Below are 17,423 nucleotides of genomic sequence, written 5' to 3'. Positions count from 1 at the left end.
GGTGGGTGGGCGGTGAGAGACCAGGTCGGGAGCGCGCCGCACGGGGAGCCACTGCGTCTCCCCGGCCCGGCCGCTCGGGACACTCCGCTGCTGACGAGAGGTTCCCTGTCCTCAACTTAGAAGGCACTGCCTTCACAGTCAACAGAGCATGCACGGTGTGTCACTCATGGTGCGAAGATCGGTGCGCTGACGAGAGGTGGCACCACCATGCCGCAGGCACCGCTTTACGAGCAGATCATCACTGACGTTTCGGCTTCGATCCGGGCGAGGACGCTACAGCCCGGCGACAAGCTGCCGTCCATCGCCGAGATGCGCGAGCAGTACCAGTCGAGTGCCTGGCCAGTGCGTTACGCCCTCCGGATTCTGGAGGAGCGGGGTTGGATCGTCACCCGCCAGGGCAAGGGGTCGTTCGTGGCCGCGGAACCGCCCGCCTGACGTCGGTCAGCACTTCGCCCGACCTAGATCCACTCGGGTTTCAGGAAACCGTCGCATCCGGGTCGCGTGGATACCGCGGATTCCTGCAAGCCGAGTGGATCTTGACAGCCGGCCATGAGCCAGCAGCGGCCTGGCGGTTCTCAGTCGTCTGGTGTGGTCAGCGCCAGGGTCGGGAAGTAGGTGCGGTAGCGGGCTCCGTCACGGGTCAGCAGGTGGTAGCGACACACGGCCGCGTGCGCGCCGATAGAGAAGTCGGCCACCGGCGACCGCTTCGCGCCACCCAATTTCCGGTACCGCGCATAGGCCTTGCCCGCCAGAAAGCCCGCCAGGTAGGGCAACTCCTCGCGAAGGAAGTCCCCCGCCGGCAACGCCTCGTCCAACTCTTCGATGCGGTCGAACCGGACCGACACCTCGGCGTACACGATGGGGTTGATCACCAGGTTGCCCGCATCGCGGGCCTCGGCGAGGGCGTTGGCGGACCAGTCCGCCCACTTGGGGTCGTCGGTGAAGATGTCCAACAGCACGTTGGTGTCGACCAGGGTCGTCACGGCATCGGGTGAGCGGGCGGGCAGGGCGCGGAGCCGGTCACTCGCCACGCAGCAACTCCATCAGTTCCTCGGTGGACATGTGCTCGGTCTCCTTGGCGCTCCCCCGACCTCGCATGTGGCGCACAAGGCGCTGCCCTCGGGTGTCGGCACCGTGCACGCGGACGATGCGGAGGGCCCCACCCTCCTCCACCACGTCGACCTCGTCGCCCTCGTGCAGGTTGTAGCGCGCCCGCAGGGCTGCCGGGATGGTCACCTGGCCCTTGCTGTTCAACCGCATGCTCTGGACCTCCGTCACGTAATACCAACGATACGTGACACGTCCGGTTGCGCGGCGGGTGTCGCGGCGACCGCAGGAGGGCGGACCGGGGTGCTTGCCCGCGCGCGAACGGATCTCGCGCAGTAGGTTGGCGGGGTGACTGGACGGTTCCCGATCGAAGACGTCTCCCCCGTCGTCTCCTGCGGGCGGTACCCGGCAAAGGCGGTGGTCGACGAACCGGTCCCGGTGTCGGCGCGCGCCTACCGGGAGGGGCACGACGCGCTGGGCTGCAACGTGGTGTGGGCCGGCCCGGACGGCGAGCGGCGGCCGTTCACCCGGATGCGCCCCGGCGAGCCGGGCCAGGACCGCTGGCACGCCACCATCACGCCGGACGCGGTCGGCGAATGGTCGTTCACCGTCGAGGCGTTCCAGGACCCGTACCTGACCTGGCAGAACGCGGTGACCAAGAAGGTCGCCGCCGGGCAGGGGCCGGAGGACCTGGCCAACGACCTGGCCGAGGGCGCCCGGGTGCTCGCCGCCGCCCGCAGCCTCGTTCCGGCCGCCGACCGGCCCCGGGTCGCCGACGCGCTCACCGCCCTCGCGGAGACCGACCTGCCGCTGCCGCAGCGGGTCGGGCCGGCGCTGGCCCTGGCGGACCTGCTCTGGGAGCACCCGGTGCGGGAACTGGTCACCGCCGGTGACACGTACTCGATCTGGGTCGACCGCAAGCGGGCGCTCTACTCGTCCTGGTACGAGTTCTTCCCCCGCTCCGAAGGGGCGGCGGGCGGCCGGTCCGGCACCTTCGCGACCGCCACCGAACGGCTGCCGGGTGTCGCCGCGATGGGCTTCGACGTGCTCTACCTGCCGCCGATCCACCCGATCGGCCGCATCAACCGCAAGGGCCGCAACAACGCGCTCACCGCCGGGCCGACCGACGTGGGTTCACCGTGGGCGATCGGCGCCGCCGAGGGCGGCCACGACACCATCCACCCCGATCTGGGTACGCCGGCGGACTTCCGGGCCTTCATCCAGGCGGCGGCCGCGCAGGGCCTGGAGGTGGCGATGGACCTGGCGTTGCAGTGCGCGCCGGACCACCCGTGGGTCACCGAGCACCCGGAGTGGTTCACCACCCGGGCCGACGGCAGCATCGCGTACGCGGAGAACCCGCCGAAGAAGTACCAGGACATCTACCCGGTCAACTTCGACAACGACCCCGAGGGCATCCGGGCCGAGGTGCTGCGGGTGGTGCTGCACTGGGTCGGTGAGGGCATCCGGATCTTCCGGGTGGACAACCCGCACACGAAGCCGTTCGACTTCTGGCACTGGTTGATCGCCGAGGTGAAGGCTGTCGATGAGGACGTGCTGTTCCTGGCCGAGGCGTTCACCCGGCCGGCGATCATGCACGGCCTCGGCAAGATCGGCTTCACCCAGTCGTACACCTATTTCACCTGGCGTACGACGGCCGCGCAGATGCGGGAGTACTGCGAGGAGCTGATCGAGGCTGCCGACTACATGCGGCCGAACTTCTGGCCGAACACCCCGGACATCCTGCACGAGTCGTTGCAGCACGGCGGCCCGCCGATGTTCAAGATCCGGGCGGTGCTGGCCGCGCTGCTCTCCCCCTCGTGGGGCCTCTACGCCGGTTATGAGCTGTTCGAGCACGTGGCCCGGCCGGGCGCCGAGGAGTACCTGGACAACGAGAAGTACGAGCTGCGCCCGCGCGACTGGGCCGCCGCCGAGGCGCAGGGCCGCTCGCTGGCGCCGTTCCTGACCACCCTCAACCGGGTACGCCGGGACAACCCGGCCCTGCACCAGCTACGCAACCTGCGGTTCCACGAGATCGACAACCCGGCGCTGCTGTGCTGGTCGAAGCACGACCCGGAGACCGGCAACACGGTCATCGTGATCTGCTCGTTCGACCCGCGCGAGGTGCAGTGGGGCAACACCACCCTCGACATGCCGGCGCTCGGCTTCGACTGGCACGAACGGTTCACGGTGTACGACGAGCTGACCGGCACCAGCTACGACTGGGGTCAACGCAACGCGGTACGCCTCGACCCGTACCTGCAACCCGCGCACGTGTTGACGGTGCGTCGCCCGACCCCGCCGGTGGTGCCGCAGCTGGCGGGCGCCGAACCGGCCGACCTCACCGTCGCCGACGTGCCGGACGACCTGTCCGGCGGCACCGCCCCGGTGGCCCCGGCCACCGTGCCGTCGGCCCCCGCCACCGTGCCGTCGGCCCCCGCCACCGTGCCGTCGGCCCCCGCCACCGCTCCGGCGACCCCGGCCAGCGTGGCGGCGACGCCGGCCACCGTGGCGTCCCGGGCGGCCGCCCGTGCGGCTGCCACCCGCCCGTCCCGATCCGCGCCGACCGCTCCCGCCCCGAAGGACGACCGATGGACCAGCTGATCTCCGGCGCGACGCACGACCCGCACGCGTTGCTCGGCGCGCACCCCGCCGACTCGTCGACGACGATCCGCACCATGCGCCGGGGCGCCGGGGACGTGGTGCTGCTCGTCGGCGACGAGCGGCACCCGATGAAGCGGGTCCACGACGTGGGCGTCTTCGAGGCGCAGGTCGACGGCGTCGTGCTCGACTACCGGGTGGAGGTCGACGGCACCGCCCACGACGACCCGTACCGCTACCCGCCGACCCTCGGTGAGCTGGACCTGCACCTGATCCGCGAGGGCCGGCACGAGCGACTGTGGGAGGCGCTCGGCGCCCGGGTGTTCGACGAGGGCGTGGCGTTCAGCGTCTGGGCGCCCAACGCCCGCGGCGTGCGGGTGGTCGGCGACTTCACCGGCTGGGGCCCCGACGACGGCTGGCCGATGCGGTCGCTCGGCTCCAGCGGGGTGTGGGAGCTGTTCGTCCCCAACGCCCGCGTCGGGGCCCGCTACAAGTACCGGGTGCTCGGCGCCGACGGGCAGTGGCGGGACAAGGCCGACCCGCTCGCCGCGTACGCCGAGGTGCCGCCGGCCACCGCCTCGGTGGTGCACCACTCGACGTACCGGTGGAACGACGCGGACTGGTTGGCCCGCCGGGCCGAGCGGCAGCCGCACCAGGAGCCGATGAGTGTCTACGAGGTGCACCTCGGCTCGTGGCGGCCCGGCCTGGGCTACCGCGAGCTGGCCGAGCAGCTCACCGCGTACGTCACCGAGCTGGGCTTCACCCACGTGGAGTTCCTGCCGGTGATGGAGCACCCGTTCGGCGGCTCCTGGGGCTACCAGGTGACCGGCTACTACGCGCCGACCTCCCGCTTCGGCGACCCGGACGACTTCCGCTACCTGGTGGACCAACTGCACGCCGCCGGCATCGGCGTCCTACTGGACTGGGTGCCCGCGCACTTCCCCAAGGACGAGTGGGCCCTCGCCCGGTTCGACGGCACCCCGCTCTACGAGCACCCCGACCCGCGGCGCGGCGAACACCCCGACTGGGGCACGTACGTCTTCGACTTCGGCCGCAACGAGGTCCGCAACTTCCTGGTCGCCAACGCGCTCTACTGGTGCGACCAGTTCCACGTCGACGGGCTGCGGGTCGACGCGGTCGCCTCGATGCTCTACCTGGACTACTCCCGCAACCACGGCGAGTGGGCCCCCAACCAGTACGGCGGCCGGGAGAACCTGGAGGCCATCGCGTTCCTCCAGGAGGTCAACGCCACCGTCTACAAGCACCACGCCGGCGTTGTCATGATCGCCGAGGAGTCCACCGCCTGGCCGGGGGTCACCCGACCCACCGCCGAGGGTGGGCTGGGCTTCGGCTTCAAGTGGAACATGGGCTGGATGCACGACACCCTGCTCTACACCTCGAAGGACCCGATCTACCGTCAGCACCACCACCACCAGCTCACCTTCTCCCTGGCGTACGCCTGGAGTGAGAACTACGTGCTGCCGATCAGCCACGACGAGGTCGTGCACGGCAAGGGTTCACTGGCCGGCAAGATGCCCGGCGACACCTGGCAGCGGCTGGCGAACGTGCGGGCGCTGCTGGCGTACAAGTGGGCACACCCCGGCAAGCAACTGCTCTTCATGGGCTCCGAGCTGGCCGACGACCGGGAGTGGAGCGAGGAACGCGGCCTCGACTGGTACCTGCTGCACGACCCGGCCCGCGCCGGCGTGCAACGCCTCGTCGGTGACCTCAACCGGATCTACCGGGACACCCCGGCGCTCTGGGCACAGGACACCGAACCGGCCGGCTTCCGCTGGATCGCCGGCGACGACGTCGCCAACAACACCGTGTCGTTCATCCGGATCGCCCCGGACGGCTCGACGCTGGTCTGCGTGGCGAACTTCTCCGCCCAGCCGCTGCACGACTACCGGATCGGCCTGCCGGCCGGTGGCACCTGGACCGAGGTGCTCAACACCGACGCGCACCACTACGGCGGGTCGGGGGTGGGCAACCTGGGTGAGGTGCGGGCCGAGGACGTGCCGTGGCACGGGATGGTGGCGTCGGCGGCCCTTCAGGTGCCACCGCTGGGCGCGATCTGGCTCCGCCAAAGCTGACAGCCGCCGCTGACCGTAGAAGGGCAGGGCTTACGGCAGGTCGGCGCAGACCTGTACTAGCGTTGACGCTGTGAGCAATCGTCCTGCGAGGTACGAGCCGATGACGATGGCACGCTTGGGCGTCCTGCTCGCCGGGGTCGACGACTCCAGGCGGTGGCGTCTGGTGGCGGAGTTCCTGGAGGAGTACAGCTGGGAAGCGTCCGAGCGCCGCGTTGACTTGCTGATCCAGGAGCCAGCGCCGACAGGTGATGATCATTGGGACGTCTTCCTCGCGGCGCTGACGGAGTACCTCGCCGCCCGCGACGGGCGCGGCGCTCCCTCGTGGGTCGAGACGCGGTCGCTACGGCGGTTCTGGTTCCCCTTCAACACTCGCGCCGCCCGCGTCGACGCCGTGGTGCACTCGCCTGCGGCGTTCCGGCGCCGTGGGGTGTTCATCTCCCCGCAGGAATTGAAGGTCGCGTGAGCGCCGACGACCCGCTGCTGGACCGTACTGCCATCGAGGATGCCTTCCGCAGGCTCGGTGACCGGCTGGCAAAGCGGGGTGTGGTTGCCGACCTGTACATCTTCGGCGGGGCTGCCATGGCACTGGCCTATAACGCCCGCCGGGCGACGCGGGACATCGACGCAGTTTTTCAGCCGCACGGCATCGTCCTCGACGAAGCGCGGGCCGTCGCGGATGAGCTCGGGCTGCCGCGGTGGTGGCTGAACGAACAGGCGAGCGTGTACGTCGCCGCTGGCGGAGACCCGGAGGCACCACGAGTCTTCGATCACCCTGGCCTGCGGGTCTCGGCGGCGTCCCCGGAACACCTGCTTGCCATGAAGGTACTCGCGGCACGGCGCCGAGATGCCGAGGACATCCGCTTCCTGGTGGAGCACCTCGGGCTGAACAACCCCGAAGAGGTCCTCGGCCTCTGCGCCGAGATCTTCCCGGACGAAGAGGTCCCCGGCCGGGCGAGACTTGTCCTCGAAGACGTGTTCGACGGCCGATAGCTCGACGGGGCTGACGGTCAGACCAGGCCGGCGTCGCGCAGCAGCTGCCACAGCCCGGCGCCGTCCGGGGCGGACAGCCACTTCTGCCCCACCGGCCCCGACGAGGGGCGGCCGGCCGGGGCGGGCAGGCTACCGGCCAGCACCGACTGGGTCGGGGAGAGCCGGCGGATCGCCACCCCGGCGACGTTCTCCGGGTGGGCTGCGGCGAACTCGCGGTAGATCTCCTGGTCGTGCTGGCCGTCGTCGCCGACGAGCAGCCAGCGCACGTCGGGGAACTCCTTGGCCAGCCGGGCCAGGGTGCTGCGCTTGTGTTCCATGCCGCTGCGGAACCAGCGGTCGGCGGTCGGGCCCCAGTCGGTGAGCAGCAGCGGCCCGGCCGGGTAGAGGTGCCGGGACAGGAAGCGGGTCAACGTGGGCGCCACGTTCCACGCCCCGGTGGAGAGGTAGAAGACCGGGGCGCCGGGGTGCGCGGTGACCAACCGTTCGTAGAGCACCGCCATGCCGGGCACCGCCGCGCGGGCGTGCTCGTCGAGCACGAACGTGTTCCAGGCGGCGAGCAGCGGTCGGGGCAGCGCGGTCACCATCACCGTGTCGTCGATGTCGGAGAGGATGCCGAACCTGACGTCCGGGTCGAGGATGCGCACCGGCGCGTCGACCGGTTCGGCGTCCGGGACGCTGAGCCGGACCGTACCCCAACCGGGCGGCAGGTCGGCCTCGACAAGCGTGTCGACGAAGCCGCTGCGGTCGGCCCGCGTCTCGTGGCACACCCCGCCGGCCTCGATGGTCACCGTGACGTGCTTGGCGGGCAGCGTGGTGAAGCTGCGCCAGCCGCGGACCTTGTCCAGCCGGCCCCGCTGGCGGGTGTCCGGACGGCCCAGCAGGACCCGGCACATCACCCGCACCCACCCCGGCGCGCCGTAACCGGTGTACGCGACGATGTTGATCCGCCAGCCGGTGCGCCGCAGCCGACGCTCGACGAGCTGGTGCACGGCGTCCTCGATCCGCGCGGCCCGGTGCAGGTTCGGTACGGCCAGCTGGCCGGCGGGAGTGGGTGGCACGCGCCAACCCTGCCACACGTCGGCAGCCACGGCCACGCGAGCCAGCCCCGGCCGCACCGGCCCAGCCAGCCCCGGCCGCACCGGCCCAGCCAGCCCCGGCCGTACCGGCACAGCCAGCCCTGGCCGCACCGGCCCACCCAGCCCCGGCTGCGCCGATCCACCTCGGCGGCCCGGCCGGACGTGAAACACTCCGGTCGGGACGACGACGGGGGCGTTGGTCGTGTCGCATCCAGAGCAGCACCGCGGGCGATGGCGTCCGCGACTCGACCGGCCGGCGCTCGTCGCGCTGCTGTTCGGGCTCGCCGGTGTCGGCTACCGGCTGGTCCTGACGGTGTTCACGGTGCCGGTGTCGAACAGCGACGAGGCGACGTTCGGCCTCGCCGCGCTGCACATCGCCCAGGGCCGGGAACGGCCGATCTTCCTCTACGGCCAGCACTACATGGGGGTGTTGGAGTCGTACCTGGCCGCTCCCCTGGTGGCGGTGGCCGGGCCGAGCTGGCCGGTGCTGCGGCTGCCGATGCTCGTGCTGTACGCGGTCTTCCTCTACCTGATCCACCGGTTGACCCGCCGGCTCTGCACAGCGTGGTTCGCCGCCTTCGTGGTGGGTCTGCTCGCGCTCGGGCCGGAACGGGTGGTGCGCGACCAGCTCACCGTCGTCGGTGGGCGGCCGGAGGTGAAGCCGGCGGTGCTGCTGATGCTGCTGATCACCGTGGGGCTGGCCGTCGGCACGGTCCACCGCAGGCGACTCGCGATCGGGCTGTTCGGGCTGCTCGTCGGGCTGTCGGTCTGGTCGGACTGGCTGATCCTGCCGTACCTCGCGGTGGCCGGTCTGGCCCTGCTCTGGGCGGTACGGCGGGAGCTGCTCGGCTGGTCCGGTCTGCTGCTGGTGGCGGGGGCGGTCGTCGGGGTGGCCCCGATGATCGTCGACAACCTGCGGGCCGGGCCCGGTGAGGACTCGCTGTCGGTGTTCCGGGAGGTCAGCACGAAGGCCGGGCCGCAGCCACCGTGGTCCGACCGGATCCGGGGTGGCCTGCTGGAGGGGGTGCCGCTGGCGCACGGGCTCTGCCCGGTGGACGGCTGCGGACGCTGGCAACAGTGGTTCGGCGTGCTGTACCCGGTGCTGCTGGTGGCCGGCGCGGCACTCGCGGTCCTCGCGTACCGTCGCACGGCCGCAACTCCGGGCAGGGAGCGGGTCGAACGCGCCGGTGTCGCGTCCGCGGGTGCAGAGCAAAGGCCCGGAGGGTTGCGTGCAGAGCGGGTCGGGCCGGTGGTGCAGCTCGCGCTGATCGCCGGCGCGGCGTTGACACTGCTGTCGTACGTGCGCAGCCCGCTCGCCGCGACCAGCCCACTCGACAACGCCCGCTACCTGTCGGTGCTGCAACTGTCGCTGCCGGCGGTGCTCTGGCCGCTCTGGGTGGCGGCGCTGACCGCCTGGCGGGGCACCAGCAGCGTGCTGGGCCGGATCACCGGCGCGCTGTCCGTCGCCGTGTTGGCCGCGCTGACCGTGACCACGCTGGTGATCACCGTGCTCTTCGCGGCCACCGGCACCGCGGCGTCGCGGACCGAGGAGCGCCAGGCCCGGGAGTTGGCCGCCGCGCTGCGCGCCGACGGGCCCCACGAGGTGTACGGGGACTACTGGACCTGCAACCGGTTGATCTTCAACACGGACGAGTCGGTGGTCTGCGGGGTGCTCGACGCCGACCTGTCCCCCGGGCAGAACCGCTACCGGCCGTACTGGCGGCAGGTGGGGCGGGCCGAGCGGCCGGGCTACGTGGTGGAGGCCGGCTCGCCGATGGACCGGCGGTTGCGCAGGCTGCTCGCCGACCGGGGTGACGCCACACCGGTACGGGAGGTCGGCGGCTATCGCGTGTACCACCCCGACACCCCGGTGCGTCCCTGGCGGTAGGGGCTGGTCGTACGCTGGCCGGGCCGGCGCGTGGGGCGCCGCGTTTCGCCCGTCGAGGAGACCCATGCTCATCCTGCTGCCGCCCTCGGAGGGGAAGGCCGACGCCGGCACCGGACGGCGCTGGGCCCCGGACCGGCTGTCGCTGCCCGAGCTGAACCCGGCGCGCGAGCGGGTGCTGGACGCCCTGGTGGCGCTGAGCGCCGGGCCGGACGAGCAGGCGGCGCGGTCGGCACTCGGCCTCAGCGAGGGTCAACGCGGCGAGCTGCGGCGCAACGCCCGACTGCGGGAGGCGGCCACCGCACCGGCCGAGCGGCTCTACACCGGGGTGCTCTACGAGGCGCTGGACCTGGCCTCCCTGCCGGCTGCGGCGCAACGGGCGGCCCGCCGGTCGATCCTGATCAGCTCCGGGCTGTGGGGCGCGGTACGGCTGGCCGACCGGATCCCGCCGTACCGCTGCCCGATCGGCGCCCGCCTGCCCGACGTCGGGGCGCTGTCGGCGTACTGGCGCAGGGAACTGACGCCGGCGGTGGACGGGGCCGCCGGGCGGGGCCCGGTGCTGGACCTGCGCTCCGGCGCGTACGCGGCCACCTGGACGCCGCGCGGAGAGTTGGCCGAGCGCACCGTCACCGTGCGGGTTCTGCACGAGCGGGAGGTCGACGGGGTGCCGGTCCGCTCGGTGGTCAGCCACTTCAACAAGGCCACCAAGGGGCGGCTGGTCCGCGACCTCCTCGTCGCCGGCGCCCGGCCGCGTACCGCGGCGGAGCTGGTGGGCACCCTGCGGGAGTTGAAGCACACGGTGTTGGAGCAGGGCACCGCCGCGGGCCGGGTACGGCAGGTGGATGTGGTCGTCACCGACCTGTAGCGGGTGCGGCAGCCGCAAGATTTGCTCAAGGCTCGGCCGCAGCGGTTCCGTAACGGCGTGACAGGGGCCACGGTAAGGCGACCCAGACTCCGACAAGGGAGCCTCCGTTGACCCGCGAACCCGCCCTGCTCGACCGGCCCCACCCCTCGACGTCCCCGGCCCCGCTGGGTTGGTTGACACTGGGCGACGCTTTCGAGGCCGCCTGCCTGCAACGGTGCACACCGCCGCCGACCGCCGCCCGACCGAGCGCGGTACGGGCCGAGCACACCCCCGGGGTGGAGTTCAACCGGGAGGACGCCGCGCAGCGGATGCGGCAACTGCTCGCCCGGCTGGACATCCCGGTCACCCACGAGGTTGCCGTCGGCGGCCTGCGCCGCCGCTACGAGTTGCACCGGCTGTGGGTGCCCCGGGAGCACCAGGGCGCGTACACCCGGATGTTGGACGCGGGCTGGTGGCAGGGGCGGCGCGAGCTGCTCGGCGGGCCGCTGCCCGGCGCCTCGCCGGCCCGGCGGCGGTTGGTGACCCGGCTGGCGGAGGCGGCCTGGCGCTCGGCGCTGCTGGCCGCCGGGCGGCACGTCCGCCGGCACATTCTCGGTGTCCGGCTCACCGACCGGGAGTTGGCAGCGGTGCTCATCCGGGGCGCGGCGGTGCTCGACGTGCCGGCCCGGCTCCGCCCCGGCACCGGTTGCTTCCTGGTCAGCGTGGCCGACGGCCCGGACCGGCAGCGGATCCTGCGCAGCGCGGCGTTGGAGCCGGCGCGCGCACCGCTGGCGGCACCCGGGACACCGACAGCACGCGGGATGAACGCGGCGCGTGCTGTCGGTGTCCCGGCGGGTCGCGCCGCCTGCTGATCGGTGCCGGCCGGCCGGACGTCGCCCGACCCGGGCTTGCGCGCACCGGCACGACGGCGCACAGTGCACCGCGTGAGTCGTACCTCGTCCAGCCGCACCGGCCTGGCCGCCCTGTGGACGGTGCTGCTGATCGCGAACCTCGCGATCGCCAGCTGCCGGGACACTCCGACCCCGCCGACGGCGATCCGGATCGCCACCGGCAGCCCCACCGCTGTCTACTACGCGTTCGGGCAGTCCCTGGCGGCCATCCTCAACCGGGAACTGCCCGACGTCCGGGCGAGCGTGGTGGTCACCGCCGCCTCGGCGGAGAACGTCCAGCTCGTCGGCTCCGGCGGGGCCGAGCTGGGCTTCACCCAGGCCGACGTGCTGCCCACCAGCACCACGGGAAGCCCCGCGGTCGCCGCCGTCGCCCGGGTGTACGACGACCAACTGCACCTGGTCACCACGAGCGGTGGCCCGGTCCGCACCGTCGCCGACCTGCGCGGCCGGCGCGTCTCCGTCGGCGCGCCCGGCTCGGGCACCGAGATCACCGCGACCCGGCTGTTGGAGGTGGCCCGCCTCGGTGGCGACGGGGTGCGCCGCGAGCGGCTCGGTCTGGACGACTCGGTGAAGGCGCTGCGTTCCGGGCGGATCGACGCGTTCTTCTTCTCCGGTGGCCTGCCGGTGCGGGGCATCGAGGAGTTGGCCGACGCCAGCGCCATCCGGATCGTGGACCTCAGCGAGTGGACCGAGCCGCTGCGCTCGCGCTACGGCCAGGTCTACGTCTCCCGGGACATCCCCCGCTCGGTGTACGGGGTGGACGCGGTGACCACTGTCGCCAACCCGAACTACCTGATCGTCCGGGCCGGGCTGCCGCAACCGTTGGTCCGTGAGGTGACCCGGCTGCTGATGGACCGCCGCGCCGAGCTGGCCGCCGCGCATCCGGCGGCGGGACGGATGAGCCCCCGCTCGGCGATCGTCACCGCGCCGCTGCCGCTGCACCCGGGTGCCGCCGCGTGGTACCGCGCCACCAAACCGTGACGGCCGGGCTCAGCGCGCCGGGCTGGGCCGCAGGTCGGTGGCCGGTTCCTCCTGCGCCGGTTCCTCCTCCGTCGGTTCCACGCTGAGGACCGGCGCCGGGAACCACAGGGCGGCGACCAGCCCCCGCGACTCCCCCGGGCGCATGGTGAGCCGCCCGTCGGACGCGTCGACCAGCACCGCCGCGATGGTGAGGCCCAGCCCCGCGCCGTCCACGTTCTGCGCGTCCGGGGCCCGCCAGAACCGCTCGGTCGCCTGGCCGAGCTGACTCTCGGTCATGCCGGGGCCGGAGTCGCGAACCTCCAGCGCCACCCCGCCGTCGCGGCGGGCCACCGTCACCGTCACCGCCCCACCCGCCCCGCTGAACTTCACCGCGTTGTCGATGAGCGCGTCCAACGCCTGGTCGACGGCGGTCGGCACGGTCTGGGCGTACGCCGGGGCGTCGGTGGTGGCCAGCCGCAACGCGACCGACCGGTGCCGGGCCAGCGGCGCCCACGCGGCCACCCGGGAGGCGGCCACCGCGGCGGCGTCCACGGTGACCCGTTCGTTCTCCTCCCGTTCGGCCCTGGCGAGGGTGAGCAGCGCGTCGAGCACCAACGCGAGCCGGTCGGTCTCCTCCAGGGCCAGCTGGTGCTCGGACCGACCGTCCTCGTCGGTGAGGCTGGGCCCCAGCTCCTCCACCCGAAGCCGCAGCGCGGTGAGCGGGTTGCGCAGTTGGTGGCTGGCGTGCGCGACGAAGGCGCGCTGCCGGTCCATCACGTCGGAGACCACGTCGGCCATGTGGTTGAAGCTGGCCGCAAGGCGGCGCAGCTCCGGTGGCCCCAGCCGGTGCTGCACCCGGGCGCCCCGGTCGCCTTCGGCGATCTCGTGGGTGACCGCGTCCAGTTCGGTGACCGGGCGCAGCACCCAACCGGCCAGCCCGAACGCGGTGAGCACACAGGCCAGCACGGCGAGCAGGCCGGCCAGCGCGAGCAGCAGCCACCACGCGACGACAGCTCGACGGATCGGGCCGGCCGGGGTCACGATCACCACCGCGCCGAGCACCTCACCACCGTCGTTGATCGGTACCGCCACCACCACCGGGTCGGTCGTCCAGGGCCAGACCGACTCGGGGGCGCTGGTCTGCTGCCCGGACAGCGCGACGTCCAGCACCGTGGCGGTGCCCGGGGTGGGCTGCCACCGGGGCGACGAGACCGGGGTGTTCCGGTCCCGGTCGACGATGGCCGCGCTGATCGAGTACAGGTCGTCGTAGCTGGTCAGCTCCGACTCGATCGGGCCGGGCCCGCCGTCGCGCAACGCCGGCCCGGCCAGCGAGGCGAACCGGGTGGCGTCGGCGAGGCGGTCGGCACGGACCCGTTCGGTCTCCCGGCTGGCCATGGTGGCGGCCAACGGGGTCTCCAACGCGATGAGGACGAGGACCATCAGCAGCAGATAGCTGATCACCAGGCGGCGACGCACGTCAGCTCCTCACGCGTCGCGCAGCCGGTAACCGACGCCGCGCACGGTCTCCACCAGGCGGGCGTCGCCGAGCTTGCCGCGCAGCGACCCGACGTGCACCTCGACGGTGTGCCGGTCGGCCCAGGTGGTGCCCCAGGCGTCGAGCAGGATCCGGTCGCGGGGCACCGCCACCCCGGGCTGGCGGGCCAGCGAGAGCAGCACGTCGAACTCCTTGCGGGTCAACGTGACCACCCGCCCGTCGACGGTGACCGTCCGCGCGGCCACGTCGATGCGGACCGGACCGGCCTCGATGAGGTGCCGCTCGGGGGCGGCGTTCGCGGCGCGGCGCAGCACCGCCTCGATCCGGGCCTGCAACTCCACCATCGAGAACGGCTTGACCACGTAGTCGTCCGCGCCGAGGCGCAGCCCCAGCACCCGGTCACGTTCCTCACCCCGGGCGGTCACCGCGATGATGCCGAGTTGACTGCTGCGCCGACGCAACTCCCGGCACAGGTCGGTGCCGTCCCCGTCGGGCAGGGTCAGGTCGAGCAGCACCAGGTCGCACGGGGCGGCGGAGAGCGCGGCGGCGACGGTGGCCGCGTGCTCGACCTCGTACCCCCGACGGGTGAGGGCGGAGGACAGCGCAGCGGCCACCCGGCGGTCGTCCTCCACCAGCAGGATTCGCACCCGTGCCCCCGTCCGTCGCAGCGCTGTTCTGCGAATGGTGGCAGAAGCGCGCGCGGACCGGGAGGCCGCCCGCCCGCGCCGGGCGGGCGGCCGGCCGCTCAGGGGCTTCGACCCACGCCCTAGAGGCCGAAGACGTCCTCGGCGGTGGCGTCCCGGACGCCGTCGGTGAACCCGCGGAAACCGGGGTCCTCGTGGCTGGCCGGCACGCTGGTGACGGTGACCCCGCTGGCCTGGGTGACCGCGTCGACCAGCGGCGGGTAGTCGATCTCGGCGTCTTCGAAGGCGTCGTCGTCCGCCTCGGCCAGGTTGATCACGTGCTGTACGTCGTCGGACGGAGTGTCCGGGTCCTCGGCCCACTCGCCGCCGGCCCGGTAGCACTCGTCGTACAGTGCCCGCTGGCTGTCGGTCCAGTCATCGTCGTAGCTCTGCATCGCCCATCCCTCCGCGGCCTCTGACCTGAGCATGCCCGGCGGGAGGCGACGGGCGCGGCGGTACCGGCGAAAACCGGGCGAGCGCGCCGACGGTCGCCCCGTACGCTGCTGTGGTGATCTACAAACTGCTGTCGAGCGCGGAATGGGACGACGCGCTCGCCGTCGGCGCCTTCGCCGGCTCCGCCGTGGACCGGCAGGACGGTTTCATCCACCTCTCCGCCGGCGACCAGGTGGTGGAGACGGCACGGCGACACTTCGCCGGTGCCACCGGGTTGACCCTGCTCAGCGTCGAGGAGGAGCGACTGGGCGACGCGCTGCGGTGGGAGCCGTCGCGCGGCGGTCAACTGTTCCCGCACGTGTACGGCGCGCTGCCGGTCACCGCGGTGGTGGCGGCACGGGCGCTGCCGGTGGACCTCCCGGTCCCCGACGCGGTGGCCGCCCTGCTGGGCTGACCGGCACGTGGGCTGATCCGCACGCACGCCGACCCGCACCCACGCTGACGCGAACGCGCCCGGTCCGACAGTGTCGGGCCGGGCGCGCGCCGCCGTGCTGACAACAGCTCAGTGACAGAGCCGGTCGATCTCCTGCTGGAAACGGTCCATCGGGTTCGCCTCGGCGGGGCCGAGCAGGTAGGTCTTCAGCTCCCGGCGGGCCTCGGTCATCGGGTCGTCGCCGGCCCGGGTGACCGTCACGATCTTCTCCAGCTCACCGCAGTCCTTGGAGAGCAGGTACGCGGCCCGAGCCGTCGGGTACTCGCGGCGGAAGTCGTCCTCCGACAGGCCGGCCGGGTTGGCCACCACGTACGGCCGCTGGCTCTGCACGAAGTCCGACACCACACTGGACACGTCGCTGATCAGCAGGTCGGTCTGGTTGAAGCAGTCGAACAGCGCCGGCGTGCGGCCGGTGACCACCAGGTGCGCGGTGCCGTCCAACGAGGACGCGTCCGGGTCGCCGCCGGCAGCGCGGATCGCGGCGACGATCCGCTCGTGCACCGCCCTCGCCGCCTTGGACCGCGACCCGGTGAGCGGGTGCGGCTTGTAGATCAGGCGCAGCCGTGGGTTCGTGGCCAACAGCCCCTTGACGATCCGCTCACCCATCAGCACCAGCGAGGTGTGGTACGGGTCGTCGTCGAGCCAGCCCTCCCAGGTGGGCGCGTAGAGCACCGTGAACGGCCGGTCCACCGACTCGGCGCCGAAGGTGTGCACCCCGGCGAGCTGCGGCCGGCCGATCTCGACGATGTCCGAGTCGAGGACCCCCACACCGGCTCGCGCGTAACGCTCCCGACCGGCCAGGCCGGCGACCCAGACCTCGTCGTACACCTTGCTGTAGGGGTTGACGCTGGCCTGCTTGTCGCTGTCGCCGTGCCCGACGAAGACGTGCTTCGTACCCGGCTCGCGGAGCATGTGGATGTTCGCGCCGACGTTGGCGGCGTAGAGCGCCGCGCGGACGCCGCCGAGGTCGAGGTTCATGAAGTCGACACCGGCCGGTACGCAGATCACCGGCAGTCGGGTGTCGGCCAGCTCCAGGAACGCCTCCCGGCTGCGCATCAGCACCACCGCGCGCTGCTGGAGCGCCTCGGTCGGGGCGAGCCACATGTTCGCCTGGTAGACGTCCTTGGCCGGGCCGGCGAAGTAGAGCGCCACCTCCGGCCGGTAGTTGTCCAGCCACCGCTGGACCGCCGGCAGCAGCGGACCCTGCCCCGCGCCCCGACCCCGCAGCCAGGTCAGCGCGATGATGGCGCCCACCAGACCGGTCGCCACGACCGCCCCCGCGCCGGCCACGAAGAACGGCGTCGGGTCGTGTTGCACCGCGGCGGCCACACCGGCCGGCACCAGCAGCAGGTTGAGCAGAGGCATCCGGTCACCGGCGACCGCCGCCGCCCAGGCGGGCGGCGTGGGCGCGCTGGACAGTGGACCCAGCTCGATGTTGCGCACCATGGCGGAGAGCGGGTTACGACGCTCGATCATGGTGGAGAACGCGCCGGCGAAGACCGAGACGACCCACACCGCGGCCGGCAGTACGAGCAGCAGGGTCAGTTCGCCGCCGCTGAGCCGCACCTCGGCGGCGACCAGCAGCACGGCGGCGAGGTCCCGGGTCAGCTGCCGGTACGACCAGTGCAGGCCCACCTTCTCCAACAGCAGCTGCGACGGCGGTGACCAACGGGCGACGGCGAACTCGCCGATGATGGCGGCCAACCCGGCGACGGCGAACAGGCCGACCCAGCCGAATACGCCACCGACGAGCATGACCAGGTAGGCCAGTACCAGTAGCGCACTCTGGGCGGCCACTCCGAGGCGTCCTGTCAACGTGCCGAACAAGCGAGTTCGCTCCCTACGAGATTTCGTTGCGGGCGGTGCCCGTGATGGACCGACGTCACTCCCCCGTCGCGCAGTGGCTCAGTCGCGGCCCGCTGCGTGTGACTGCGACCTTAACGCGAGCGGACAGC

The 17,423-nt window shown here is 72.5% G+C and carries 16 protein-coding genes and 1 pseudogene; 10 read left to right on the top strand and 7 right to left on the bottom strand.

Annotated features, from left to right (window positions below; genetic code table 11):
* Positions 1–207: 207 nt before the first annotated feature.
* Positions 208–435, top strand: a complete 228-nt coding sequence (locus QCZ28_RS32345) for a winged helix-turn-helix domain-containing protein (protein ID WP_279520155.1) — start codon at positions 208–210, stop codon at positions 433–435.
* 140 nt (positions 436–575) lie between these two features.
* Here the strand turns inward: QCZ28_RS32345 and QCZ28_RS32340 are convergent, their stop codons facing one another.
* Entirely contained in the window at positions 576–1,031 is a 456-nt protein-coding gene (locus tag QCZ28_RS32340) for a type II toxin-antitoxin system VapC family toxin (protein WP_279520154.1), read from the bottom strand.
* A complete protein-coding gene (locus tag QCZ28_RS32335; protein ID WP_279520153.1) occupies positions 1,021–1,278 on the bottom strand; it encodes an AbrB/MazE/SpoVT family DNA-binding domain-containing protein in 258 nt (85 codons plus the stop codon). Before QCZ28_RS32335 ends, QCZ28_RS32340 begins: the two co-directional genes overlap by 11 nt.
* Positions 1,279–1,395: 117 nt before the next feature.
* Between QCZ28_RS32335 and QCZ28_RS32330 the strand changes: the two are divergent.
* The 4 genes and pseudogenes from QCZ28_RS32330 to QCZ28_RS32315 form a co-directional block, all read left to right on the top strand.
* A pseudogene (locus QCZ28_RS32330) lies at positions 1,396–3,444 on the top strand (maltotransferase domain-containing protein); the annotation flags it as partial.
* Between the two features lie 191 nt (positions 3,445–3,635).
* Complete coding sequence (gene glgB / locus QCZ28_RS32325) at positions 3,636–5,738, top strand: 1,4-alpha-glucan branching protein GlgB (RefSeq protein ID WP_279520149.1); 2,103 nt, start codon at positions 3,636–3,638, stop codon at positions 5,736–5,738.
* A gap of 100 nt (positions 5,739–5,838) precedes the next feature.
* A complete protein-coding gene (locus tag QCZ28_RS32320) occupies positions 5,839–6,201 on the top strand; it encodes a hypothetical protein (RefSeq protein ID WP_279520147.1) in 363 nt (120 codons plus the stop codon).
* Positions 6,198–6,728, top strand: coding sequence for a DUF6036 family nucleotidyltransferase (locus QCZ28_RS32315; protein ID WP_279520145.1), 531 nt, complete (start codon positions 6,198–6,200; stop codon positions 6,726–6,728). The genes QCZ28_RS32320 and QCZ28_RS32315 overlap by 4 nt, the downstream gene beginning before the upstream one ends.
* A 17-nt stretch (positions 6,729–6,745) precedes the next feature.
* On the opposite strand, the gene QCZ28_RS32310 is transcribed toward QCZ28_RS32315, so the two are convergent.
* Positions 6,746–7,786: a phosphatase domain-containing protein gene (locus tag QCZ28_RS32310; protein ID WP_279520144.1), complete on the bottom strand. Its 1,041-nt coding sequence runs from the start codon at positions 7,784–7,786 to the stop codon at positions 6,746–6,748.
* Positions 7,787–8,006: 220 nt separating this feature from the next.
* On the opposite strand from QCZ28_RS32310, the gene QCZ28_RS32305 reads away from it, so the two are divergent.
* From QCZ28_RS32305 to QCZ28_RS32290, 4 genes are all read left to right on the top strand, one after another.
* Positions 8,007–9,692 carry a hypothetical protein gene (locus tag QCZ28_RS32305; protein ID WP_279520143.1) on the top strand — a complete coding sequence of 562 codons (1,686 nt, stop codon included), beginning with the start codon at positions 8,007–8,009 and terminating at the stop codon, positions 9,690–9,692.
* Between the two features lie 64 nt (positions 9,693–9,756).
* Complete coding sequence (yaaA, locus tag QCZ28_RS32300; protein WP_279520142.1) at positions 9,757–10,554, top strand: peroxide stress protein YaaA; 798 nt, start codon at positions 9,757–9,759, stop codon at positions 10,552–10,554.
* A gap of 107 nt (positions 10,555–10,661) precedes the next feature.
* Complete coding sequence (locus QCZ28_RS32295) at positions 10,662–11,405, top strand: hypothetical protein (RefSeq protein ID WP_279520140.1); 744 nt, start codon at positions 10,662–10,664, stop codon at positions 11,403–11,405.
* A gap of 63 nt (positions 11,406–11,468) precedes the next feature.
* Positions 11,469–12,425, top strand: a complete 957-nt coding sequence (locus QCZ28_RS32290) for a TAXI family TRAP transporter solute-binding subunit (protein ID WP_279520139.1) — start codon at positions 11,469–11,471, stop codon at positions 12,423–12,425.
* A 9-nt stretch (positions 12,426–12,434) separates the two neighbouring features.
* Here QCZ28_RS32290 and QCZ28_RS32285 read toward each other — a convergent pair whose 3' ends face one another.
* From QCZ28_RS32285 to QCZ28_RS32275, 3 genes are all read right to left on the bottom strand, one after another.
* Entirely contained in the window at positions 12,435–13,880 is a 1,446-nt protein-coding gene (locus QCZ28_RS32285) for a HAMP domain-containing sensor histidine kinase (protein ID WP_279520137.1), read from the bottom strand.
* A gap of 9 nt (positions 13,881–13,889) precedes the next feature.
* Positions 13,890–14,546, bottom strand: a complete 657-nt coding sequence (locus tag QCZ28_RS32280) for a response regulator transcription factor (protein ID WP_030335802.1) — start codon at positions 14,544–14,546, stop codon at positions 13,890–13,892.
* A gap of 119 nt (positions 14,547–14,665) precedes the next feature.
* Positions 14,666–14,977 carry a hypothetical protein gene (locus QCZ28_RS32275; RefSeq protein ID WP_279520135.1) on the bottom strand — a complete coding sequence of 104 codons (312 nt, stop codon included), beginning with the start codon at positions 14,975–14,977 and terminating at the stop codon, positions 14,666–14,668.
* A 113-nt stretch (positions 14,978–15,090) separates the two neighbouring features.
* Between QCZ28_RS32275 and QCZ28_RS32270 the strand changes: the two genes are divergently transcribed.
* A complete protein-coding gene (locus QCZ28_RS32270; protein WP_279520133.1) occupies positions 15,091–15,429 on the top strand; it encodes a DUF952 domain-containing protein in 339 nt (112 codons plus the stop codon).
* Between the two features lie 108 nt (positions 15,430–15,537).
* Here the strand turns inward: QCZ28_RS32270 and QCZ28_RS32265 are convergent, their stop codons facing one another.
* On the bottom strand, positions 15,538–17,295 hold the full coding sequence (locus QCZ28_RS32265) for a CDP-glycerol glycerophosphotransferase family protein (RefSeq protein WP_279520131.1): 1,758 nt from the start codon (positions 17,293–17,295) through the stop codon (positions 15,538–15,540).
* Between the last annotated feature and the right edge of the window lie 128 nt (positions 17,296–17,423).

Origin of the sequence: Micromonospora sp. DH14 (genome assembly GCF_029809455.1) — a bacterium.
Taxonomy (GTDB): domain Bacteria; phylum Actinomycetota; class Actinomycetes; order Mycobacteriales; family Micromonosporaceae; genus Micromonospora; species Micromonospora parva.
This window is presented reverse-complemented; position numbering and strand designations above follow the sequence as displayed.